The sequence below is a fragment of the Bacteroidales bacterium genome, from assembly GCA_016707785.1.
Taxonomy (GTDB): domain Bacteria; phylum Bacteroidota; class Bacteroidia; order Bacteroidales; family UBA4417; genus UBA4417.
Genome location: JADJGZ010000015.1, coordinates 1 through 23,917, shown reverse-complemented (window position 1 = coordinate 23,917; position 23,917 = coordinate 1). Strand labels below are relative to the sequence as shown.

10 protein-coding genes, 1 other RNA gene and 3 pseudogenes are annotated in these 23,917 nt (G+C 39.9%); 13 read left to right on the top strand and 1 reads right to left on the bottom strand.

Going from position 1 to position 23,917, the window contains the following annotated elements; all coding sequences use genetic code 11:
• The first annotated feature begins 105 nt into the window (after positions 1-105).
• The 13 genes and pseudogenes from IPH84_09815 (at position 106) to IPH84_09755 (ending at position 23,488) form a co-directional block, all read left to right on the top strand.
• The gene (locus IPH84_09815) at positions 106-768 is read left to right on the top strand and encodes a DUF4290 domain-containing protein (protein MBK7173511.1); all 663 of its coding nucleotides are present in this window, start codon (positions 106-108) and stop codon (positions 766-768) included.
• A 201-nt stretch (positions 769-969) separates the two neighbouring features.
• Positions 970-2,274: a UDP-N-acetylglucosamine 1-carboxyvinyltransferase gene (murA, locus tag IPH84_09810; protein MBK7173510.1), complete on the top strand. Its 1,305-nt coding sequence runs from the start codon at positions 970-972 to the stop codon at positions 2,272-2,274.
• Between the two features lie 149 nt (positions 2,275-2,423).
• Positions 2,424-2,990, top strand: a complete 567-nt coding sequence (locus IPH84_09805; GenBank protein MBK7173509.1) for a nucleotide exchange factor GrpE — start codon at positions 2,424-2,426, stop codon at positions 2,988-2,990.
• A gap of 69 nt (positions 2,991-3,059) precedes the next feature.
• Positions 3,060-4,205: a molecular chaperone DnaJ gene (gene dnaJ, locus IPH84_09800; protein MBK7173508.1), complete on the top strand. Its 1,146-nt coding sequence runs from the start codon at positions 3,060-3,062 to the stop codon at positions 4,203-4,205.
• Between the two features lie 167 nt (positions 4,206-4,372).
• Positions 4,373-5,320 carry an ATP-binding cassette domain-containing protein gene (locus IPH84_09795; protein MBK7173507.1) on the top strand — a complete coding sequence of 316 codons (948 nt, stop codon included), beginning with the start codon at positions 4,373-4,375 and terminating at the stop codon, positions 5,318-5,320.
• A gap of 13 nt (positions 5,321-5,333) precedes the next feature.
• Positions 5,334-6,738, top strand: a pseudogene (locus IPH84_09790) (ABC transporter permease).
• Between the two features lie 120 nt (positions 6,739-6,858).
• A pseudogene (locus IPH84_09785) lies at positions 6,859-8,021 on the top strand (sigma-54-dependent Fis family transcriptional regulator).
• 116 nt (positions 8,022-8,137) lie between these two features.
• Positions 8,138-8,515, top strand: a transfer-messenger RNA (tmRNA) gene (gene ssrA / locus IPH84_09780).
• A 622-nt stretch (positions 8,516-9,137) separates the two neighbouring features.
• Positions 9,138-18,401 (top strand): PAS domain S-box protein, encoded by a 9,264-nt coding sequence (locus IPH84_09775; protein ID MBK7173506.1) that lies wholly within the window; start codon positions 9,138-9,140, stop codon positions 18,399-18,401.
• A 51-nt stretch (positions 18,402-18,452) separates the two neighbouring features.
• Positions 18,453-18,896, top strand: a complete 444-nt coding sequence (locus IPH84_09770) for a response regulator (protein ID MBK7173505.1) — start codon at positions 18,453-18,455, stop codon at positions 18,894-18,896.
• Between the two features lie 131 nt (positions 18,897-19,027).
• Positions 19,028-21,658, top strand: a complete 2,631-nt coding sequence (locus tag IPH84_09765) for a response regulator (protein MBK7173504.1) — start codon at positions 19,028-19,030, stop codon at positions 21,656-21,658.
• A gap of 750 nt (positions 21,659-22,408) precedes the next feature.
• Positions 22,409-22,911, top strand: a pseudogene (locus tag IPH84_09760) (DUF4402 domain-containing protein).
• 187 nt (positions 22,912-23,098) lie between these two features.
• Positions 23,099-23,488 carry a DUF4402 domain-containing protein gene (locus IPH84_09755; GenBank protein MBK7173503.1) on the top strand — a complete coding sequence of 130 codons (390 nt, stop codon included), beginning with the start codon at positions 23,099-23,101 and terminating at the stop codon, positions 23,486-23,488.
• Here the strand turns inward: IPH84_09755 and IPH84_09750 are convergent.
• Entirely contained in the window at positions 23,454-23,681 is a 228-nt protein-coding gene (locus tag IPH84_09750) for a hypothetical protein (GenBank protein ID MBK7173502.1), read from the bottom strand. The two genes, IPH84_09755 and IPH84_09750, sit on opposite strands and share 35 nt — an antisense overlap.
• Between the last annotated feature and the right edge of the window lie 236 nt (positions 23,682-23,917).

Sequence of the window (23,917 nt, the reverse complement as noted above, 5' to 3'; positions counted from 1 at the left end):
ATCCTACGTTTTTACAGATCAGCTTTTCTGAATTTAAAAACAGCCAAATAAGGCGGATCCAGGTCATAGCGACAAATCGCAAAAACTTTATAGTCAAATACCTTTATGGAATATAATACAACCCGGGGTAATCTGATCATTTCTGAATATGGCAGGAATGTACAGGACATGGTACAATACATCTGCAGTCTTGAGGACCGTGAAAAGCGGAACAGGATGGCAAATACCCTCGTCAATGTTTTAGCTAATATGCACCCTGAGATGCGTGAGCAGGGTGATTTAAAGCATAAGTTATGGGATCACCTCCATGTAATGGCAGAATTTAAACTTGATGTTGATTCTCCCTATCCCATTCCACCCAGTCCCCAGGAAGCTCCTGGTCCACAGAGAGTTCGTTATACCCAGGAGGAAATCAAACTGAGGCCCTATGGGAAATATATGCAACGTATCATTGAAAAAGCTACGTTATTTGAAGAAGGCGCGGAAAAAGAAGCACTTGTGAAAACCATTGCCAATGGCCTGAAGAAAATGTACCTTAACTGGAACCGCGATTCAGTGAATGATGAGTTGATTCATGAACATCTGGACCTCCTTTCAGCCGGACGACTGAAGTTAGGTGAAGATGATCGCCTTCATTCAACTGTGGATATCCTGAAAGCCAACAAGCAAGTACCTCAACAATCAACCCAGCCACAACAGCAGCAGCATCGTCGTAAATTTATTCCCAAGAAGGATAATAACAACGGACGTCACAGGAGAAAATACTAATCTTCGATTCACCTTTTGATTTATTCGCTTACCGGGTTGCCCGGTGAAGCTGTCATCCTGGTATCTATCAGCTATACTGATGATTAGATGCATGGAAAGGGAGCATTTCATTTAAATGACAATCCACTTCTTATTCTCAGCTATAATTCAGCATTTTTGGTTTTGATTTTGTAATTTGCCGCATATTTCAACCATTGAATTATGAGCTCATTTGAAATTGTCGGCGGGAATCGGCTAAAAGGGGAAATCATCCCTCAGGGTGCTAAAAATGAAGCACTTCAAATATTATGTGCAGTTCTTCTCACACCAGAAGAAGTTGTAATCAATAACATTCCTGATATCCTGGATGTAAACAAACTAATAGAGTTGTTGAGGGGCATGGGTGTAAATGTTACAAAACATAAAGTGGGTTCCTATGTTTTCAAAGCCGACCAAATAGACCTGGACTTTCTTGAAACAGATGAATTCCGTAAGCAGGCTGCCAGTTTAAGAGGTTCAGTGATGATACTCGGCCCACTCCTGGCCCGCTTTGGGAAAGCTTCTATTCCTAAGCCAGGAGGCGATAAGATTGGAAGAAGGCGCCTTGATACACATTTTATCGGGCTTCATAAGCTGGGTGCTGATTTCGACCAGGATTCAGTGAAGCATTTTACCCGGGTAACTGCCAAAGAACTCAAAGGAACTTATATGCTTCTCGACGAAGCATCAGTTACAGGAACAGCTAATGTTGTAATGGCTGCAGTGCTGGCAAAAGGTAAGACTACTATTTTCAATGCTGCCTGTGAGCCTTACCTGGTCCAGCTATGTAAAATGCTGGTCAGGATGGGGGCAAACATCGAAGGAATTGGCTCGAACCTTCTTCATATCCATGGAGTGGAAACGCTAAAGGGAACAGAACATACCCTGCTTCCTGACATGATAGAGATTGGAAGTTTTATTGGCCTTGCTGCTATGACACAGTCAGATATCATCATAAAGAATGTTCAGTATGATAGCCTAGGGATTATTCCTGATGTATTCAAAAAACTAGGTATTAAACTATATCTGGAAGGAGATGATATCCATGTTCCGGAGCAGGATCATTATGAAGTTGAATCCTTCATGGATGGCTCCATTATGACTATCAGTGATGCACCCTGGCCCGGATTCACGCCTGACCTAATCAGTGTTGCACTTGTTACAGCTATCCAGGCTAAAGGCAGTGTTTTAATTCATCAAAAGATGTTTGAAAGCAGGCTTTTCTTTGTAGATAAACTCATTGATATGGGTGCACAGATTATCCTTTGTGATCCTCACCGTGCAACCGTAATTGGCCTGGATAAGAAGAACCGGTTAAGGGGCATTAGGATGTCGTCGCCCGATATTAGAGCTGGGGTTTCCCTGCTAATTGCCGCACTTTCCGCCAAAGGCACCAGCATCATTGATAATATTGACCAAATCGACAGGGGATACCAGGATATTGACGGCAGGTTAAATGCCATAGGAGCACAAATAAGAAGGATATAAATCATCAGTTGATTGGGCTGCTAAACAATTAACTGCCAATTTGTCGGCAATAACCCTTTGGCAGCAATTTTGCATAGTAAAAAAGTCCTGTAAAATCAGGACTTTTTGACATTTTAGCATGACTTAATACAAATTAAATTAGGCTTAATATGAAATACAAGAAAGAACCCGGCAAGAACAATGATAATAGTAAGGAAACTGAGGACACTGCCAATGTTGCAGAAAATCAGGATGCTGCCGGAACTTCCGATCAAGACCAGGAAAAAACAGTTGAAACTGATCCCAGGGAAAAAATAGCTGAACTCAATGACAAGTTATTGCGTTTATACTCCGAGTTCGATAATTACCGGAAACGCACTATAAAAGAGAAACAGGATTTGAGCAAAACTGCTGCTGAAGACCTTATTACAGATCTTCTGCCAGTGATAGATGATTTTGAACGAGCAATAAAATCCATGAACACTACAGAAAACCTGGATGCGGTTAAGGAAGGTGTACATCTTATCTTTTCCAAATTCAGAAATATACTTAACGGGAAGGGATTACAGGAAATTACTAGCGTTGGGGAACCTTTTGATACTGATCAGCAGGAAGCTATTGCCCATATTCCGGCACCATCTGAAGATCTGAAAAATAAAGTAGTGGATGAAGTCCAGAAAGGCTATAAACTGAATGAAAAAGTAATCCGTTTTGCCAAAGTAGTAGTAGGCAGTTAGAAAAAATGTAGTGAATTTGAACCTTGAGTAGGTTGCGGGTAAATCGGAACCTAAGTAAAAAACCAATAGATGGCCAAAAGAGATTTTTATGAAATCCTAGGAGTGAACCGGGATGCTAATGAAGCAGAGCTAAAAAAAGCTTACAGGCAGATGGCATTGAAGTATCATCCGGACAAAAACCCGAACAATAAAGAAGCTGAGGATAAATTCAAAGAAGCCGCTGAAGCTTATGAAGTGCTTAGCGATCCTGAGAAAAAAAGCCGATATGATCAGTTTGGTCATGATGGGGTTAAAAACGGAGGTGGTGGATTTGGTGGCGGTATGAGTATGGACGATATCTTCAGCCATTTTGGAGATATTTTCGGAGGTGCTTTCGGAGGATCTTTCGGGGGATTTAGTGGAGGACAACGCCAGCGAAGGGTCAACAGGGGATCAAATCTAAGGGTGAAAGTTCGTCTAACCCTGGAAGAAATTAATACCGGTGTTGAAAAAAAGCTCAAAGTCAGTAAATATGTTGGTTGTACGCATTGCAAAGGAACAGGTGCTGAGCATGGTTCGGCTTACAGCACTTGCTCAACATGCCGTGGGACCGGACAAGTAACCAGGGTTACCAATACTTTTCTTGGCCAGATGCAGACCAGTTCTACCTGCCCTGCTTGTGGAGGAGAAGGTCAGACCATTCAGCATAAATGTGTTCATTGTGCAGGGAATGGAGTTATAAAGGGTGAAGAGGTAATCCCGGTAAATATTCCTGCAGGTGTATCAGAAGGCATCCAACTCTCGGTGAGTGGAAAGGGTAATGCCGCGGCCAGGGGAGGCGTACCGGGTGATATGATCATTCAGATTGAGGAAGCCCCGCACGATTTTTTACAACGTGATGGCAATAATCTGATGTATGATCTTTACCTCAGTTTCCCTGATGCAGCCCTTGGAACTTCAGTTGATATCCCAACCCTTGAAGGTAAAGCACGAATAAAAATTGAACCTGGTACACAAGCCGGTCGGTTACTCCGATTAAAAAGTAAAGGCTTACCTGCTTTAAATTCATATGGTAAAGGCGATCTTTTGATCACCATCAATGTATGGACACCAAAAAGTCTCAGCAGGCAAGAAAAAGAAATCCTTGAAAACCTGCAATCCAGTGAAAACTTTAAACCCGCTCCGGGGAGCAAGGATAAAAGCTTTTTCGATAGAATGAGAGAATATTTCCAGTGAGAGGAATATGTAAGTTAGCATAAGCCAAATTTATCTCAAGACCAGTAACAATATAGCTGTTACTTTAGACATGAGCATATAAACAAAGCATCACCTTCATGATCATCTGTTGCATCTTTTCATTCAATTAATAAAAAGTACCTTTCAACCACTTTAACGTAAAAACTATGGCAATTCTGACTGCCAACAAAGTGACCAAACGATTCGGGGATTTTACTGCATTGAATGGAGTAAGCCTTGAAGTCAACGATCAGGCGATTTTCGGACTCCTTGGGCCTAATGGTGCAGGGAAAACAACCTTAATCCGCATCATAAACCAGATTACCGGACCTGATGAAGGCGAAGTGTTTTATTCCGGGCATAAATTACATCCCGATGACATTGCTGAAATCGGCTACCTTCCTGAAGAACGTGGTTTATATAAGAAGATGGGAGTTGGAGAACAGGCGATTTACCTTGCTCAATTAAAAGGGCTTAGCAGGAATGATGCAGTTAAGAGACTGAAATACTGGTTTGAAAAATTTGAAATTCAAGCCTGGTGGAATAAGAAAGTGGAGGAACTCTCTAAGGGTATGCAACAAAAGGTTCAATTCATAGTAACTGTTGTGCATGAGCCGAAATTATTAATCTTTGATGAGCCTTTCAGTGGTTTTGATCCAATAAATGTCAACCTGTTAAGGGATGAAATCCTTGAACTGAGAAGAAAAGGGTCCACTATCATCTTTTCTACCCATAATATGGCTTCGGTAGAAGAACTCTGTGACGATATTGTTCTAATCAACAAGTCAAACAAAATCCTGGATGGAAATGTAAAAGAGATCCGCAGGCAGCATTTTAATGATACATACAGAATTCACTACAGGAATCCGACTCAGGAGCTTAAACCATTGTTAATGCCGGGATTTGAACTGCTTGAAGCCTCCCAATCTGATGGATTGCATGAAGCATTGATTAAAATACCCAAAGGGACTGATTCGGGCGTGCTATTAGGCAAACTCCTCCCCCACCTTCAGATTGCCTATTTCTCTGAAGTGATTCCTTCAATGAATGATATCTTTATTTCAGAAGTAAATGCAGAAAATGCGGTGAATGCCAATTCAATCCTTGAATCCTGATCTAAGTTAAGCTATGAATAAGATTTCGCTGATTATCCAGAGAGAGTACCTGACCCGTGTCAGGAAACGTTCCTTTATTGTCATGACTATACTCGGCCCCATACTCATGGCATTAATTTTCATCCTTCCGGTATATCTTGCCACACAACAGGATGAACAAAGGCAGATACAGGTGATCGATGAGACCGGTTGGTTTGCTTCAAAATTTGAGAATACAGATAATTACACTTTTCTTCCTATCGCTTTAAGCCTTGAAGACGCAAAACAGAATCTTCAAAAATCGTCGGGAGAAGCCCTGCTGTATATTCCATCAACCCAATTATCGGTGCCGGCCAAGGCTATCCTTTATTCCGATAATCCACCCACTTTAAACCTGAAAGGTTACATCTCCAATGTGATGAACCGGGAGATTGAGAAACATAAACTCGCTGCTGAGATCCGAAAGGAGATGATCAAATTATCACCCCAGCATGAGAGTGATAGGGATACCACGCGTGAAGACCTCATGAGTGAAACTATTCTGAAAATATTCGCTCTGATGTAGAATTAACTTCTATCAAATTATCAGAAGGTGGTACAGAACAGAAAAGCTATACTGAAGCATATATGATTACCGGACTTGTATTCTCCATCCTGATATACATGTTTATCTTCATGTTTGGAGCACAGGTGATGCGGGGTGTAATCGAAGAGAAAACCAACCGAATAGTAGAAGTCATAGTTTCCTCAGTGAAACCCTTTCAATTGATGATGGGAAAAATCATCGGAGTAGCTATGGTTGGATTAACACAATTCCTGCTTTGGATTTTATTTACAGGCATCCTGATTGCTGGTGTGCAGCAGGCATTCCCTGATCAATTTAAGCCTAAACAACAAATCCAGGTTCCGGTAACCTCTGATCTCCAAACCAATGGCCAGGTTCCGGCAGACGTGATTAATGCAGATTCTCAGTCCCAGGCGAGTAACGTTGTACTTGAGGCACTTGCCACAATCCCCTTCACTTTGCTGATCACCTCATTTATCTTTTTCTTCATTGGTGGTTATCTTCTTTATGGGGCACTGTTTGCAGCTATAGGATCTGCTGTGGATAATGAAACAGATACACAACAATTTTATGTTGCTGATAACTGTCCCCTCTCATCTTTGCCATGGTAGTTGCACAATCAATAGTAAATGATCCTAATGGTTCGCTTGCTTTCTGGCTTTCAATGATACCTTTCACCTCACCTGTTATCATGATGGTAAGGATACCCTTTGGAGTTCCAGGATGGCAAATTGCACTTTCCATGGTTCTTCTGGTTGCCGGTTTCCTCTTTACCACCTGGGTTGCATCAAAAATTTATAGAACCGGTATCTTGATGTATGGCAAGAAAGTGAATTACAGGGAGTTATGGAAATGGATGAGATATAGAGGTTAAACTGGTATGAAGCCCAAAATATCATCATTATACCAGAGTAAAGGTTTTGCTTAAAAATCCTGTTCTAAAAAGAGTTTTGCAAAATAATCATACCTTAATAATACGATTAAATAAACCAGTATGTCGAGAATTTTAGTAATAGACGATGAACGAGCCATTCGGAGTACACTCCGGGAAATACTGGAATATGAAAATTACCAGGTAGATGAAGCTGTTGATGGTCTTTCCGGGTTAGAGCAATTTACAAAGGAAACTTATGATGTTGTCCTCTGCGATATAAAAATGCCACAGATGGATGGAATTGAAGTCCTGGAACAAATACTCCGGATTTCAGAAGTCCCGGTGGTAATGATTTCTGGTCATGGTACCATTGAAACAGCTGTAGATTCTATCAGGAAAGGGGCTTATGATTATATTTCCAAGCCATTGGATCTTAACAGGCTGCTTATAACCCTTAGAAATGCGTTGGACAAATCCAGACTAGTTACTGAGACAAAGGCATTGAAAAGGAAAGTAAGCAAGCAGTGGGAAATGATAGGAGAAGCACCTGCTATTAGTGCGATTAAAGATATTATAGAAAGAGTAGCCCCTACTGATGCCCGTGTTCTTATTACCGGCCAAAGTGGTACCGGAAAAGAACTTGTAGCCCGATGGCTGCATGAAAAGAGCAATCGTGCAGAAGGTCCTTTTGTTGAAGTGAATTGTGCCGCCATTCCTTCTGAATTGATTGAAAGTGTGTTATTCGGGCATGAAAAGGGATCCTTTACTTCTGCCATCAAACAACGAAAAGGAGATTTTGAGCAGGCAAATGATGGCACCCTTTTCCTGGATGAAATCGGAGATATGAGCCTTTCGGCACAAGCAAAAGTTTTAAGAGCCTTGCAGGAAAATAAGATTATGCGGGTTGGCGGAGAGAAGGAAATCCCGGTCAATGTAAGAGTTATTGCCGCCACCAATAAAAACCTGCTGGAAGAAGTACAAAACAAAACCTTCAGGGAAGATTTATACCATCGGTTAAGTGTAATCCTGATACATGTTCCATCACTGAACGACCGGGCGGATGATATCCCTTTATTAGCCAATCATTTCATGCAAACCATTGCAGAAAACGAGGGAAAGACGCCTGCAATCTTTATGGAGGATGCACTTGAAGAGTTAAAAAGATCCAGTTCACCGGTAATATCAGGGAACTAAGAAACATTATTGAAAGAATGGCCATTTTGTGCGGACCGGTTATTTCTGCTGAAGATGTAACAAAATATGCCCGTCCATTCAGGGGATAATGATTCGCCTGCTTTATTAAAGTTCTTGTTAAGGAAGATTCTTCCTTCATTATTCCAGGAATGATTGTTTTTGCTAATAGAATTTGGGACTACCTTTGTAGTCACAATCCACGATCGGGGCTGACCGGTTTTGACAGCAGTGACAGTGGGATGGTAAGCATGCCGGGACTTTGAGTAGATGGCCCGTTAAAACCAAATGCTCAAGCCACATAAATGGCAACGATTACAACTACGCATTGGCCGCTTAATCACAAGTATTAACCTGCCGATTGCCCCACGGGAAGCCCTGCCCTCCGGCGTCCCGCACCCGGGCATCAAAAATGGAAGGATAAGGTTGTTAAGGTCCTGGTGACAATTCGAAAACCAAAAGGAATACGGAACCGGTTGGGCGGCTTTTTGCCGGCCGGCTCCCGACAATCAACTGAAGGCTAAGCATGTAGAAAGCGATTTTGCTGACTGTTTGGACCCGGGTTCGACTCCCGGCAGCTCCACAAAATTGATGAAAGCCTGGAATTCGAATGAATTCCAGGCTTTTGAATTTTAATCTGCGGGGGAGAAGTTTCCGGGGAGAGAATTGGGGTTTTGAAATACCGAGGTTTTCAGTGCGAGATCGAACAATATCAGCTTTACTTCTATATTGAACTTAAACTCAAAATACTACAAACCGTAGGCTTCAGGAAATTATGGCTAAAGCTCAAAATAACAAAATCAGGCTAAATACTTCCCTCAAAACATAGCCAAAATTTTGGAATAACACTCTTCAATACAAGTTCAAATCTAACAGGACTGGAATAAAAGCCCTTTATAAGTGATGAAAAAAAATTGAAATCATTTTTTTTCCATCGATCATTGTAAATACTAAAACCCTACATTTAATGTATATTTGATCATAGTTCAACAATCAATAGTGAGTTGCAAGCAATATATTTCTGTTTACAAGCAAAAAGAAGGTTCTGGAAATCAGTGCTTAGCTGAACCCGAAATGTACTATTACAAAGCACATTCAAGCCAATTCTTTCATTTGAATCATTCACAGAATTGAATGCCACTTTCAAAAGAATCCTTGTTCAAACATTAGAGTAAAAACTTCAATCCAAACCTGCATATTCTCCGGTTATGAGTAAAAAGGCAAACAATATTGAAAAAGTCAACTCCGACAACCACACTCGTTTTCGGAAGATTTTTGAAGAAGGTCCATTTGGAATTATAATGGCTGGAGCAGACGGGAAATTTATTGATGTAAACCAGCAATTCTGCTCAATGCTTGGATATAAAAAGCAAGAGTTATTAGGTATAACATTTAAACATATTACACATCCAGATCATATAGAGCAAGATGTTTATAATTTGCAAAAACTGTTAAAAAATGAAATAACTGAATATCAAACAGAAAAAAGATATCTGCGTAAAGATGAATCAATCCTTTGGGGAAAGATAAAAGTTAGTATTATAAATTCTGATAACGGTGATTTCCTGTACTTTCTTAGCATGATTGAAGATATCACCATTCAAAAGAACACAGAACAAGAATTACAGAAACAAAGGACAAGAATCCAAAGTGTGATTGATTGCATTACCACTTTAGGTACAGATCATGATGCAAATATCAATAGCCTGACCTCAATTTGTGGGGAATTACTAGGAGCTACCTGTGCACTTTATAACCGCCTGGAAGATGGGAAATTATTCTCTGCAGGTAAATGGAATACACCGAAAGATTTCATTGAAAGGGATGCTCCTGAAGGACATATTTGTTTTGATGTCATCAGAAATAATCTTGAAAACTCCATCATAGTTAAGAATCTGCCTGATACATCGTACAATACCTCTGATCCTAACGTGAAAGCGTATGCCCTTAAAACCTATTGTGGGCATGTTGTCAGATGCGAAGGGAAAGCGATTGGTTCCCTTTGTGTTGTCTACCAGGATGATATAGATTTTAGTGAAGATGATCTTCGTTTGATAGAATTGATTTCGAATGCGATAGGTAACGAGGATAACAGAAGGCAAAAGACTCTTCTTTTACAGCAGCAACAACAAATTCTTTCTGTTACTGAAGAGCTTTCAAATACTGGAGGGTGGGAATATGATCTAAGGACAGAACAGCTTACCTGGACGGATGAGATGTATCTGATTCATGGTCTTTTTAAAGATGAATATATACCTACCCTTCAATCTGTACTTAGCTATTATTCCGATTCTGACCAGGAAGTTATCAGAAATGCATTCAATTCACTCCGTAAAGATGGCACCCCTTTTGACCTTGAAGTTACTTTAATCGATGCTCATGGAACACAGCATTGGATAAGAACCATTGGCAAAATTGTGAAAAGCGGTGATACTATTATCAAAGTGGTTGGGAACCTGATTGATATCACTGAACAAAAAACGACTGAAATGGAGTTGAGGAAGAGTGAAATGCGCTTCAGGCATATTTCTTCCAGTATTTCAGATTTATCCTATTCCTGTGTCACAAATGAAAAAAATGAATTTTCGTTAGATTGGGTATATGGGCCTGTTGAAAAACTTACAGGTTACACAGAAGCAGAATTCCAGAATTTCTCTTGTTGGGGACATCTGATTATTGATGAGGACATCCCGATTTTTAAAAAGCACATTCTTGAAGTTAGTCCCGGATCATCGGATAAATGTGATTTAAGGATGAAACGAAAAGATGGTAGAATTATCTGGATTACTGCCTCAGCTGAATGTGTTAAACTGGAACAGGAACCTGGAAAATGCAATCTCTATGGTGCTATTGAAGATATTACTGAAAGAAAGAAAATAGAAGAGGTTCAACTATTTCTCATTCATTCCGGATGGAATTCGAAACAGGAAGAATTCTTCCAGTCTTTGGCAAAATTTCTGTCTTCAATCCTGGATATGGAATATGTCTGTATTGACAAACTTTCAGAAAATATGAAAATGGCAACAACCATTGCCGTTTTCTATAGTGGTGTTTTTGAGGACAATCTCACTTATTCATTAAAAGATACTCCTTGTGGCGATGTTGTTGAAAAGACTGTGTGTTGTATCCCGGAAAAAGTCAAGGACTTGTACCCAAAAGACAAGGTTCTTCAGGAAATGAAAGCAGAAAGCTATATTGGCACTACGCTTTGGTCCTCAACAGGCAATCCTATCGGGCTTCTGGCTCTGATCGACAGGAATCCTTTATCAAATCCTCACCTGGCGCAAACCATTCTCAAAATGGTAGCAATCAGAGCCGCCGGAGAATTAGAAAGGAGAGAAGTAGAAGAATCACTCAGGAAAAGTGAAGTTGAGAATCGTGCCATTGTTGAAGCTGTACCAGACTTATTGTTTCATATAAGCAGAGAGGGGAAAATCCTTAATTACAGAGCAAATGATATCAAATTACTTTTTACCATCCCTGAAAATTTCATCGGGAAAAAATTGAAGGAGGTATTTCCGCCGGAGCTTTCAAAGCTACTGAACAACAAGCTTGAAGAAGTATTCCTGGTCCGAAAGCAAATAGATTTCGAATATAATCTGAAAATCGGTGATGAATTAAAAACCTTCGAATGCCGTTTCATCCTCCTTTCAGAGTCAGAATCACTGGCCATTATAAGGGATATCACTGAACGCAGGATTGAGCAGGAAGAAATTAGCCGTCACCTGCAAGAGCAAAAATTTCTTGCTGAAGTTGCAGGTAACCTGATTTCGATGAAGAATCGAAAAGATATCTATGAATACATTGGGTCATGTATTCATAAGGTAGTAGGTGAATCCTATGTAGTGGTTTCTTCGATTGATGAATCAGAAAATTATGTCCAGATTGCGGGAGTTTTTGGTTTTGGGAAAATTCTGGATATGATCAAAAAACTCCTGGGTATTGACCCAAATCACTTTAACGCTCCGATCAATAAAATGTCGGAAGTTGAATTGCAACTATTTAAGCGATTGGCCTTTTCACGGATTACAAAAGATATCATCTATACTGTCTCGGCCAGCCAAATCAGTAGAAAAGTAGCCCGATCAATCGAAAAACTCCTGGGAATTAAGGTACTTTACTCAATTGGATTCAGTAATGACACACAGGCCTATGGAGGTGTTGTGATCATGTTGAAGGAAGATGCGCCATTAACCCATGTGAATTTACTTGAAACACTTGTCAGCCAGGCTTCAATAGCCATTCAGCGCCTTTTGGCTGAAGAGAAATTGCAGGTAGAGCGTGATAACCTGCAATCCATTTTATCTTCATCACCTGTTGGTATGATTATCCTTGATGAAGATCAAAAAATAACACAAGCCAATGAAGCTGCAGCAGAGATTTTCGGTATCCGCCTAAATGAAATGCTAAATATGCCTTGTGGAGAATTCCTGGGTTGTATAAACCGAAATTCAACTGATGCCGGCTGTGGCCACAACCCGGAATGTAAAGCTTGTAACATAAATAACTCAATTCTGGAAGCCCTTGAAAGACAAATTGTAATTCGTGACAGGGAATCAGAGTTATTACAAGAACAAGCTAATGGGGGCAAATCCGTCTGGTTTCGTTATAGTATTGAGCCTATAATTCTGAACCGGAAGTTGCACCTGATCCTTGCCTTACATAATATCACAGAACAAAAAAAGTCGCAGGCCATCCTTCAGAGTACTCATGATCACTATCTGAATCTGATTGAAAAAGCCCCTGATGGTATTGCTTTGGTTAAAGCTGATGGCCGTTTTGTATATGCCAGTCCCTCAGCCATGAGAATATTTGGGTATGAAGAATCGGAAATAACCAATTTCCATCCTGATTCACTTACTCATCCTGAAGACTTACCCATGGTGTTGGAAGCCCTCCAACATTTAATGATTGACCCCTCATTCATACCCACCATCCAATATCGGTTTCAACATAAAGATGGCAGTTGGCGTTGGATTGAAAGCACGATGCGGAATCTGTTATCAGAACCAAGCGTCGAGGCTATCGTTATCAATTTCAGGGATATAAATGAAAGGAAACAGGCTGAAGATGCCTTACATAATAGTGAAAAACGATTCAGGGCTTTGATTGAAAACAGTTCAGATGCCATCATTGTAATCGACCAGAATGCCACTATTTTATATGAAAGCCCCGCATATAGCAGGATTACAGGAAGAGATATTAAGGATAGGATCGGCGAAAATGGCTTTGAATTTATTCATGAAGACGATTTGCCAATGGTTCGTGATAAAATTCATCAATTAATTGAATCACCAGATATACCAGTTAATGCTGTATTTCGCAATCTCCATCAGGATGGATCATGGCATTACCTTGAATGTGTAGCCGCCAATAAATTGACCGATCCTTCCATCAATGGACTGGTTATCAATATGTATGATATAACCCAGCGTTGGCAGGCTGAACAAGCACTTAAAGAAAGTGAATCAAAATACAAGGGTCTTTTTGAAGCCAATAAGGATGGAATCTCCATTTTTTATGTAAATCCGGATGAAACACTCAGCACTTTCGTAGAAGTTAATGAAGCTGCAGCAGCTATGATTGGCTGCTCAAGAGAAGAATTTTTAGCCTCTTCCGTCGTCGATTTTGAGGTAAATGTCGGGCCAGAGTTGCTGGAAAAAAGAAGAAACCTGTTGCTCACTAAAGGCTTTGTTAATACTGAAACTAAGATTATACATAAAGATGGTCATCTGATTGATGTCGAATTGTTCATTATTCCAATTCTTTATAATAACAGGATGGCATTAATGAATATTGTCAGGGACATTTCGGAACGGAAAGCGGCTCAACAAGCTATACTTGAAAGTGAGGAACGATGGGCTTTTGCTGTTGAAGGCAGTAATGACGGTATGTGGGACTGGGATGTTTCAAACAACACCGTTTATTATTCAAATCGCTGGAAAGAGATGCTGGGTTATGAACCCAATGATATCAGTGAAGATGTTAATGCCTGGTCAAAACTGTTACACCCTGAAGATAAAGACGCTGTTATTAAAGAAATAGACCGGCATTTGAAAGGTGAAACAGCCAGCTATTTAACTGAACACCGGCTTTTATGCAAGGATGGAAGTTACAAATGGATTCTCGACAGGGGAAAAGTCCTGCAGTGGAGTCCTGACGGGAAACCACTCCGTATGGTAGGAACGCATACAGATATTTCGGAGAGGAAAAAATCTGAAGAGGCACTCCTTGTAAAAGATGCTGCATTAAATTCAGCGAGTTCAGGCATTGGCATGACCAATCTGGATGGTCTGTTGACCTATGTAAACCCTGCTTTGGTACAAATGTGGGGGTATGACTCTGCTGAAGAACTGCTTGGAAAACCTGCCATGAACTTTTGGAAATCACCGGAAGAACTTACTGATTCCATACAAAAAGCACTTACCCTTGGTCATTGTTCAGGGGAAATGATGGCTGAAAAGAAAGATGGCACAGCATTTCCTGTTTGGTTCCTCACCACCAACATTGTAGATTCACATGGAAATATCATCGGGCTTATGGGCTCATTTATTGATATTTCTGAACAAAAAGAAGCTCAGTTGGCTCTGTTAAGAAGTGAAGAAAAATATCGCAGACTTACTGATAATGCAGTGGATATCATATTCCGGCTCGAGTTAAACCCGGAAATTAAGGTTTCTTATATCAGTCCAAGTATCAAAGCAACAACAGGTTTTTCTCAAAGTGAATTTGAGACTGGAGAGAGAGAAATACTCGACAAAATATATCCAGAAGATAAGCCCAAACTAATTCAACTTTTATTAGAAAAAGTAGTCCCTAAGGAGCCGATCCTTCTTCGTTGGAATATCAAAGCGGGTGGCTATAAATGGATGGAGAGCCGTATTGTACCCATCTATAATACAGTAGGCAATCTGATTGCCATTGAAGGGATATCAAGAGATATCACTGCCGATAAACTGGCAAGAGAAGCATTGAATGAGAGTGAAACCCGGTTCAGGTCGTTATTCAATTCGTCGCCCGATGCTATAATTCTTGCTGATGTTGAGACAGGTATAATTGTTGAAGTGAATTCTGCAGCCACTCAACTCATAGGCAAAGAGGAAAAAGAAATAATTGGTAAACACTTTACCAGCCTGCATCCTAAGCGATTCCACGACTTTTCAGTTGGTAATTTCAACGTAAAATCAAGCAGATATCAATCAGCCGGTGAGATGAATCCAACTGAAAACCTGATAACCCGTGCTAACGGATTGGAAATCCCGGTTGAAATATCTGCCAGTGTGATCAATCTGAAAGGCAGAAAAGTCATGCATGGTGTTTTCAGGGACATCACTGAACGTAAAAAATCGGAACAAGCTTTGAGAGAAAGTGAAGGACTCACCAGGGCTGTCCTAAATTCACTTCATGCACATGTAGCTGTTTTGGATTCTGATGGAATGATTATTTCTGTTAATGAACCCTGGCGTCATTTCGGACTGGAAAATGGGATAAATACCTTCATGGGTAGTATTGAAAATGTCAATTACCTTGAAGTCATTAAGAAAGCTATTCAGGAAGGAGACTCTGGTTTAATTGAAATACAGCAGGGAATCAAGGATGTAATTAATGGCAGGATAGGAAAATATGAAACTGAATACCCTTGCCATTCGGTTCAGGAAAAGAAATGGTTCTCTATGTATGTTACTCCTTTGTCATCAGAAAATGGAGGGGCTGTTATTACTCATGAAAATATTACCCAGCGTAAACTAGCAGAAGAAGCGGTAAAAGAGAGTGAAGATAAATTCAGGACCCTTGCTGAATCGTCTCCTTATGCTATTATGATATACCAGGATGATGTCTGGGTATATACCAATGCGTCGGGTGAAAGAATCTGTGAATATAGTGCTGAAGAACTTCATACTATAAAATTCTGGGAAATTGTTGCTCCTGAATTCAGAAATGAGATTAGAAACCTGGGAAGGAACAGGCAAAAAGGACAAATACCGGACGCCTCCTATGAATTCCAGATCATCACTAAACATGGGATTAGAAAATGGGTCTTCCTCACCGGAAGTTCCCTGATTTTCAAAGGGAAACCTGCCGGTATCATATCTGTGGTAGATATTACAGATCGGAAACTGGCAGAAGAAGAAGTGCAGCGGGAAAGATTATTACTCAGGACATTGATTGATAATCTTCCGGACACTATTTATGTAAAAGACAATCAGGCAAGGAAAGTCCTCGCCAATCGTGCTGATTTAAAGGTCATGGGGTTTAAGTCAGAATCAGAAGTTATCGGGAAAGATGACATTGAGCTACTCGGGCCCGAGATTGGGGGAAGAGGATTGCGGGATGATTTAAAGGTTCTGAAATCAAAGAAACCTCTGTTTAATAAGGAAGAGGATTTTATTGATAATGAGGGTATCCAAAGATGGTTGCTTACATCCAAAATTCCACTTCTTGATGATCATGGTAAAGCTATGGGCCTGATAGGGATTGGAAGGGATATAAGTGAAAGGAAACAAACAGATCTTGCATTACGGTTAAGTGAAGAAAAACACCGTACACTCTATGAAACAATGGCTCAGGGTGTTGTATACCAGGATGCCACAGGCCGTATTCTCTCATGCAATAAAGCTGCAGAAAGGTTATTGGGATTATCTACCGAACAAATGAAAGGCAAAGAGTCCACTTCTCCAATGTGGAAAAGTATCCATGAAGATGGATCACCCTATCCCGGTGAAGAGCATCCTTCGATGCAGGCATTGAAGACTGGCAAGCCGGTGAAAAACAAAATTATGGGAATCTTTAATCCTCAGATAGAACAAATAGTGTGGATTAAGATAGATGCTGTCCCTCAATTCCATCCTGGCGAGAAACAGCCGTTCCAGGTATTTACTACCCTGGATGACATCACAGAACGCCGCCTTGCTGAAATAGCCATCCAAAGAAGTGAAAAACGCTATAGATCTCTTTTCAATGAGATGCTTGAAGGCTTTTCTTTACATGAAATCATTTGTGATGAAAATGATACTCCTGTCAATTATCGCTTCCTCGATGCGAACCCGGCCTTTGAAAAGATGACAGGATTAAAAGCAAGTGAGATTGTGGGGAAAACAGTGCTTGATGTACTTCCATCAATAGAACCTTCGTGGATAAATAACTTCGGGAAGGTGGCTATTTCAGGAAATCCACTGAATTTCGAAGATTATGCAGCCTCTCTGAATAAGTACTATCATGTGATGGCGTTTTCTCCAGAACCCAGGAAATTCGCTGCTATGATCACTGATATCACAGAGAGAAAACTGGCTGAAGAGGCATTACGGTCTTCCCGTCAGCAGCTTATGGATATCATTGATTTTCTGCCTGATGCAACCTTCGTAATCGATAATGAGAAAAAAGTCATTGCCTGGAATAAAGCCATAGAAGAGATGACAGGAATCAGTAAAGCAGGGATGATAGGAAAAGGGGATCACCATTATACGATCCCGTTTTATGGTAAGAAGCAAAAGCAACTTCTCGATTTCCTGGATTCTGATGAACATGAACTCAGACAAAAATATCATAATATCTATAAAAAAGGAAATACATTACATGCTGAAATTTTTGCACCTAATCTTTATGGCGGCAAAGGTGCTTACCTGTCAAATATTGGGGCCCCCTTATTTGATGTAAACGGACTCAGAATTGGAAGTATAGAATCCATAAGGGATATCACCGACAGGAAACAGGCTGAGGAAGAGATCTATCAGCTAAATGCTCAATTGGAACAAAGAGTAGCAGAGCGAACTTCCGATCTTGAGGCAGCTATGCATGAAATGGAAGCTTTTTCCTATTCAGTCTCTCATGACCTTCGTTCGCCACTAAGAGCCATTGAAGGATTCTCAAAGATACTTCAGGACGAATATGAACAGTTATTCGATAATGAAGGCCATCGGATATTAAAAGTAATCAGGGACAATACCCTGAAAATGGATCAGCTTATCACTGATTTATTGTCCCTTTCGCGAATTTCCAGGTTTGAGATCAAACACAGCCAGATTGATATGAATTTAATGGTTAAAGGAATCATTAATGAATTTTCTCAAACAATGGGTGATTTGAATATTGAATTTACCATCCCCAAGTTACTGAATGGAAACGGAGATACCAACCTTGTAAAACAAGTTTGGGTTAACCTGATTTCTAATGCTATTAAATATACCAAGCCTAAAGAGGATCGAAAAATTGAAATCTCCTGCTATAAAGATGGTTTCATGACAACCTATTCTGTCAAAGATAATGGAGTAGGTTTCAATCCGGAATTTACACATAAACTCTTTGGCGTATTTCAACGGCTACATAAAGCCTCCGAATTTGAAGGTACCGGGGTTGGGCTGGCAATAGTGAGAAGAATTATAAATCGCCATAATGGAAAAACCTGGGCCACCGGTGAACTTGGGAAGGGTGCTACTTTTTACTTTTCTTTACCTAATAAACCCATAAGTGAATGATTTTTGTAACTTTAACCCTTTGGAAGAGAAATTTTATCAAACATTTGAATTATGAGCAAATTAGATATTCTCTTAATTGAGGATAACTTGAATGATGCTGAATTGGCAATGAGGGCTTTACTCAAAAACAATCCTTCTTTCTCAATTGAACATATTGCTGATGGAGAAGAAGCATTGGTTTACCTGAAAAAACTTGGAGATTTATCTGCCGTTAACCAGTTTACATTACCAAAACTAATACTTCTGGATCTTAAACTACCAAAAATTGATGGGTTTGAAATTTTGAAAACGATCAGGTCATCTGATAAAACAAAATTGATTCCAGTCGTAATTTTTTCTTCTTCTGCTGAAGAAAAAGACATTTTGGAGTGTTATACTCTTGGATCTAATAGTTACATGGTAAAACCTGTTGCTTTTGATCATTTTATGGAGGCTGTAGCAGAAATTGGAAGATATTGGCTTGGATTCAATATGACCCCTATCCGGGAAGATTGAAAATGACAATATTACCAGATTTAGCATAAAATAGCCTGTTAAAGGACGATGACCTTTACGTATTCCTTCGATTAATTGTAGGATCTTACTGCGAATGTGTCCTGGTATAATTTAATGTTGGGGTATTAGATATGAAGTCCGACTCTATTCGAATACTTTTTGTTGAAGATATTGAAGTAGATATGGAGCTTGCGCTTCGTGAGCTTCAAAAAGAAAACTTTAATATCACATGGATCAGGGTTGAAACCAGGGAGGATTTCCTCCATCAACTGCTTCATTTTGATCCGGATATTATTATTTCTGATTATTCAATGCCTACTTTCGATGGGCTTGAAGCATTAAAAATAACCTTAGCACATGCACCCGGGATTCCAGTAATCCTGTTCACCGGCTCAATTAATGAGGAAACTGCTGTTGCCTGCATAAAAGCAGGTGCTACTGATTATGTCCTGAAGGATAAAATGAAAAGGCTTCCATTTGCAGTAAGGGAAGCACTCATTCAAAAAGAAATTAGAATCTCCAACGAAAAAACCCAGGTTGAACTTAAGCAAAGTGAAGCCAGGTATAGAACATTTATGAATTCAACTGATGATTTGGCTTTTTTGAAAGACGAATCACTCAAATACATACTTGTTAATAAAGCCAACCAGGAATTTTTTGGCAGACATGAATCAGATATTGTTGGAAAAACTGATGCCGAACTCATGCCAGAAACAAACGCAATTAGTTGCAGAGCATCAGACCTTCAGGCCATTGAACAAAATAAACTGGTAATCTCAACCGAAAGAATCGGTGACAGAGTTTATGAATCAAGAAAATTCCCGGTCTTTTTGAAGAAAGGGAAAATAGGTATCGGAGGTTTTATCCGTGACATTACTGAGAGGGAGAATTCAGAAAAATTACTTAAACTTCAGGGTACAGCACTCAACTCAGCAGCAAATGCAATTGTAATCACTGACATCAATGGTCAAATTCTTTCAGTCAATCCTGCCTATACAAAGCTCACAGGATATTCTGCTGAAGAATCAATAGGGAAAAACCCCAAGGAATTAGTGAAATCCGGAATTCATGAACAGGACTTCTACAAAGATCTTTGGGAAACCATCCTCAATGGTAATGTATGGCAAGGTGAATTAATCAACAGGAGAAAGGATGGGAAGTTTTATAATGAAGAAAACACAATTACTCCAGTGTATAATAGTGATGGCTTAATCACACAATTTGTAGCCATTAAACAGGATATTACTGAACGGAAAATTGCTGAAATAACTATTGAAGCCTCTGAAAGAAAATACAGGCAACTTGTTGATAATGCTATAATCGGAATATATTCAGCCTCATTTGAAGGCAAGTTTCTACAGGTAAATGAACCACTCTGTAAAATTCTGGAAAGCAATTCAATATCCGAACTACTTGGAATACACATCGATACGATCTATAAATTCCCGGAACAAAGGCAGAAACTGATTGAAGACCTTCTACATTATGGAAAAATCCTGAATTTTGAGGTTGAGTTACTCACACTAAAAAAACATACCAGAAACGTTGTGGTAAATGCTATCCTTGAAGGGAACCAGATTATTGGGATGGTACTGGATATGACTGAGAGAAAAAAAGGGGAACAAGAGTTGTTGAAAGCTAAAGAAAAAGCTGAAGAAAGTGACAAATTGAAAACTTCATTTCTTGCCAATATGAGTCATGAAGTGCGAACACCTATGAATGCAATCATGGGATATGCTGACCTTTTACTATCACCTGATTACCCGGAAAAAGAGAAACCGGAATATGTTAAAATTATCAGCAAGAGTTCGCAGCAACTTCTAAAAATAATGAATGATATTGTGGAGATTTCCAAGATAGCCACCAGCCAGATTAAGGATAACCCAATAGCTTTCAACCTTAATGCAATGCTGAGGGAGTTAGTCCTTGAGTTTCAACCTTCAGCTAAAAACAAGAAGTTGAAATTTACTTGCAACCCTGGAATGAATGATGAGTCTTCAATGATCAATTTTGATGACATGAAATTGAAGCAAATCATTGGTAACCTGGTGGAGAATGCAATCAAATTCTGCGATAAAGGAAGCATTGAACTTGGTTATAATCTCAAGGATTCCATCATTGAGTTTTATGTAAAAGATACGGGCATTGGAATATCTCCTGAAAATCAGGAAATAATCTTTGAAAGATTCCGACAACTTGAGGATTCTTATACCCGAAAATATGGGGGCTCCGGTCTTGGCCTTGCCATTGCTAAAGCTTTCATTGAATTCCTGGGAGGGAAAATATGGGTAAAATCAACACCTGGTAAAGGATCTACCTTCAATTTTCATATTCCTTATCTTCCATTGGAAACTGCTGCAAAACCAAAAGCAGTAACCAGCCTGCCTGATGAGGACTTCAGCTCATTTACCCTCCTGGTTGCTGAAGACGATGACATTAATTATGTATATATGGAAAGGTTGCTTTCCAAAACCAATGCCAGGCTTATACGCGCTGCCAATGGTCAGGAAGCTGTGGATCTGTGCAAAAGCACTGAAAAGGTTGACCTGATCCTCATGGATATTAATATGCCATTTCTCAATGGCCTGGAAGCCACAAAAATTATTAAATCCTCCCGTCCTGATATTCCGATTATTGCAGTTACAGCCTATTCTCTCAGTGGTGACAGAGAAACATGCATAGCTTCCGGATGTAATGATTATATCCCAAAGCCTATCAGACGGGATGAACTTTTCTCGAAACTCCATCAATTCCTTGATTAGAAAGTAAACACTATTTATTCGTGAAAATTTCTCCGTCAATCGACGGATTATAGGCATTTGTGGATAAAAAACCCAAAAAGCAAAGTGCAAAATGAAAAGTGCAAAATGAAAAATGAAAAAAATATGCTTTTAGAGTTTCAAGGTTAATTTTACCACTTTAGCTTAACTCACCTATTACATATTTGTGTTCATTCAACTGCCGTGACAGCGTTTGAGTCATTTGTGTTAATAATGTTCCCCTTTGTATTTACTAATTACATTAAAGAGAATCAACTCTTAAAATATTCTTAAGCATAAATGGATAAAAAATTCAATCTGCAAAATGCGCTGGCAGTCCAAATGGCACGCGGATCCGTCGGCTGACGGATTACTTCGCGGATTGAAACGGATAAATTTACATGTATGCACCCTTTATTCGTCCGCCAGCCGGCGGATTCGTGGTCCAATTATTACCTCTTAACTTCCAATTTCCCATCGAAGGCATGTAAATTATTTTACATGTAGGTAGAAAATCTTACATCCCACCCTCACAGATTTTTATTCAAACGAGTATATCCAATAATATTTTTCAAAATATTTATAATTATTTAAATAGTTGTTATTTAAGTAATTACCTAATTTTCATTTTAATTTTTTCATTTTGCATTTTTCATTTTTCATTCATTTTTGCTCTTTGGCACGACTTTGGAACAGATAGTTGCACACTCACAAACTCTCTCATCTTTCCTAACTCGTAAAAACTCTACTCCAATGAAAAACTTACTCGCCCTCGCTATCATCGTTCTCGGATTCACTGCCACTTCTTTCGCTCAGGTAACCGCAACCGCATCAACCACAGCAACCATCATCACCCCAATCGCCATTGAAAAGATGTAGATATGAATTTCGGTAACATCGCCGTTAGTCCAACATTAGGCGGTACCGTTGTTCTCCCAACTTCAGGAGCACGCACAAAGACCGGTGGAGTTACCCTCCCCGTAGTAACAGGAACTGTTTCAGCCGCTTCATTCACAGTAACCGGTGAAGGCAACAGCACATACTCTATCACTTTACCTTCTTCAGCCATCACATTGACCAGTCCATCAGGTACAATGACCGTTGAAAACTTTGTAAGCACCCCTTCCAACACAGGCGCCCTGAACAATGGCAGCCAGGAAGTAAAAGTAGGAGCTACCCTGAATGTAGGCGCTGCTCAAGCTGCAGGAACTTACACCAACGAATCAAGCTTATTCGTGACCGTTAACTACAACTAAGATATAACAACCAAAAACCCCTGTAGATACAAGGTTCTCCTTGTATCTACGCTTTAAAAAAGTAATCACTGGATTTTCACTATTCACTTCAGCAGCATTGTCAATTCATCGGCAAACAGCAATTGTAAAATCAATTCCCTGATCAATAACTAAAGATTTACATACAAATAATTACTCCATACATTCAATGAAATTCATTCTCCAATATATCACCATAACACTCCTACTTACCATAGTTGGAATCCGGGTTCAGGCCCAGGCGGGAGTAGCAGCCAGCATGTTTGCTGAGGTGATTGCAGCCCTGACAGCTACGGAGAATTCGCAACTAAGCTTCGGGAAGTTCTCCCCGGAAACCAATGGAGGTGAAATTCATCTTTCGCCCCAGGGTATGAGATCCGTTAATGGCAGCGTCGTGCTAAGCGGAGGGGGACATAGCAATGGAAGCTTTATCATCACAGGTGAGGACCAGGCTACTTTCAGCATCAGCTTACCTTCCGGACAATCATTACTCACCAATAGTACAGGTACAAAAACCATGATCGTTAAAGATTGGCAATCCAACCCAGCCCCGGCATAGGAGCGGGAGTACTAATAGGGGGTACACTTGAAGTAAAGTAGGTGCAACCCTTGTTGTTGGATCCATGAATGATAACCCGGTCGGAAATTACACTGGTACTTACTTTATCACTTTTGCCTATAACTAATACAAGATACTTTTTCAGAAGTTGCCTTTGCTTGTTTGGCGACAGATGTGCACCGGAGTTAGTCATGTTCTCCGGTGTTTCTTTTTTTAATGCAAAATGAAAATTGCAAATTGTAAAATGCAAAATGTGTTAGAGACTCCACCTTGGGGCGCTGGCTGTCCAAAAAGGAACGCGGATCCGTCGGCTGACGGATTGCTTCGCGGATTGAAACGGATTAATTTGTCAGAAAGCAGAATCATATTCGTGAAAATTCGTGGAATTCGTGGAATTCGTGTTCTATTATTTTGAATTGAACCATCATT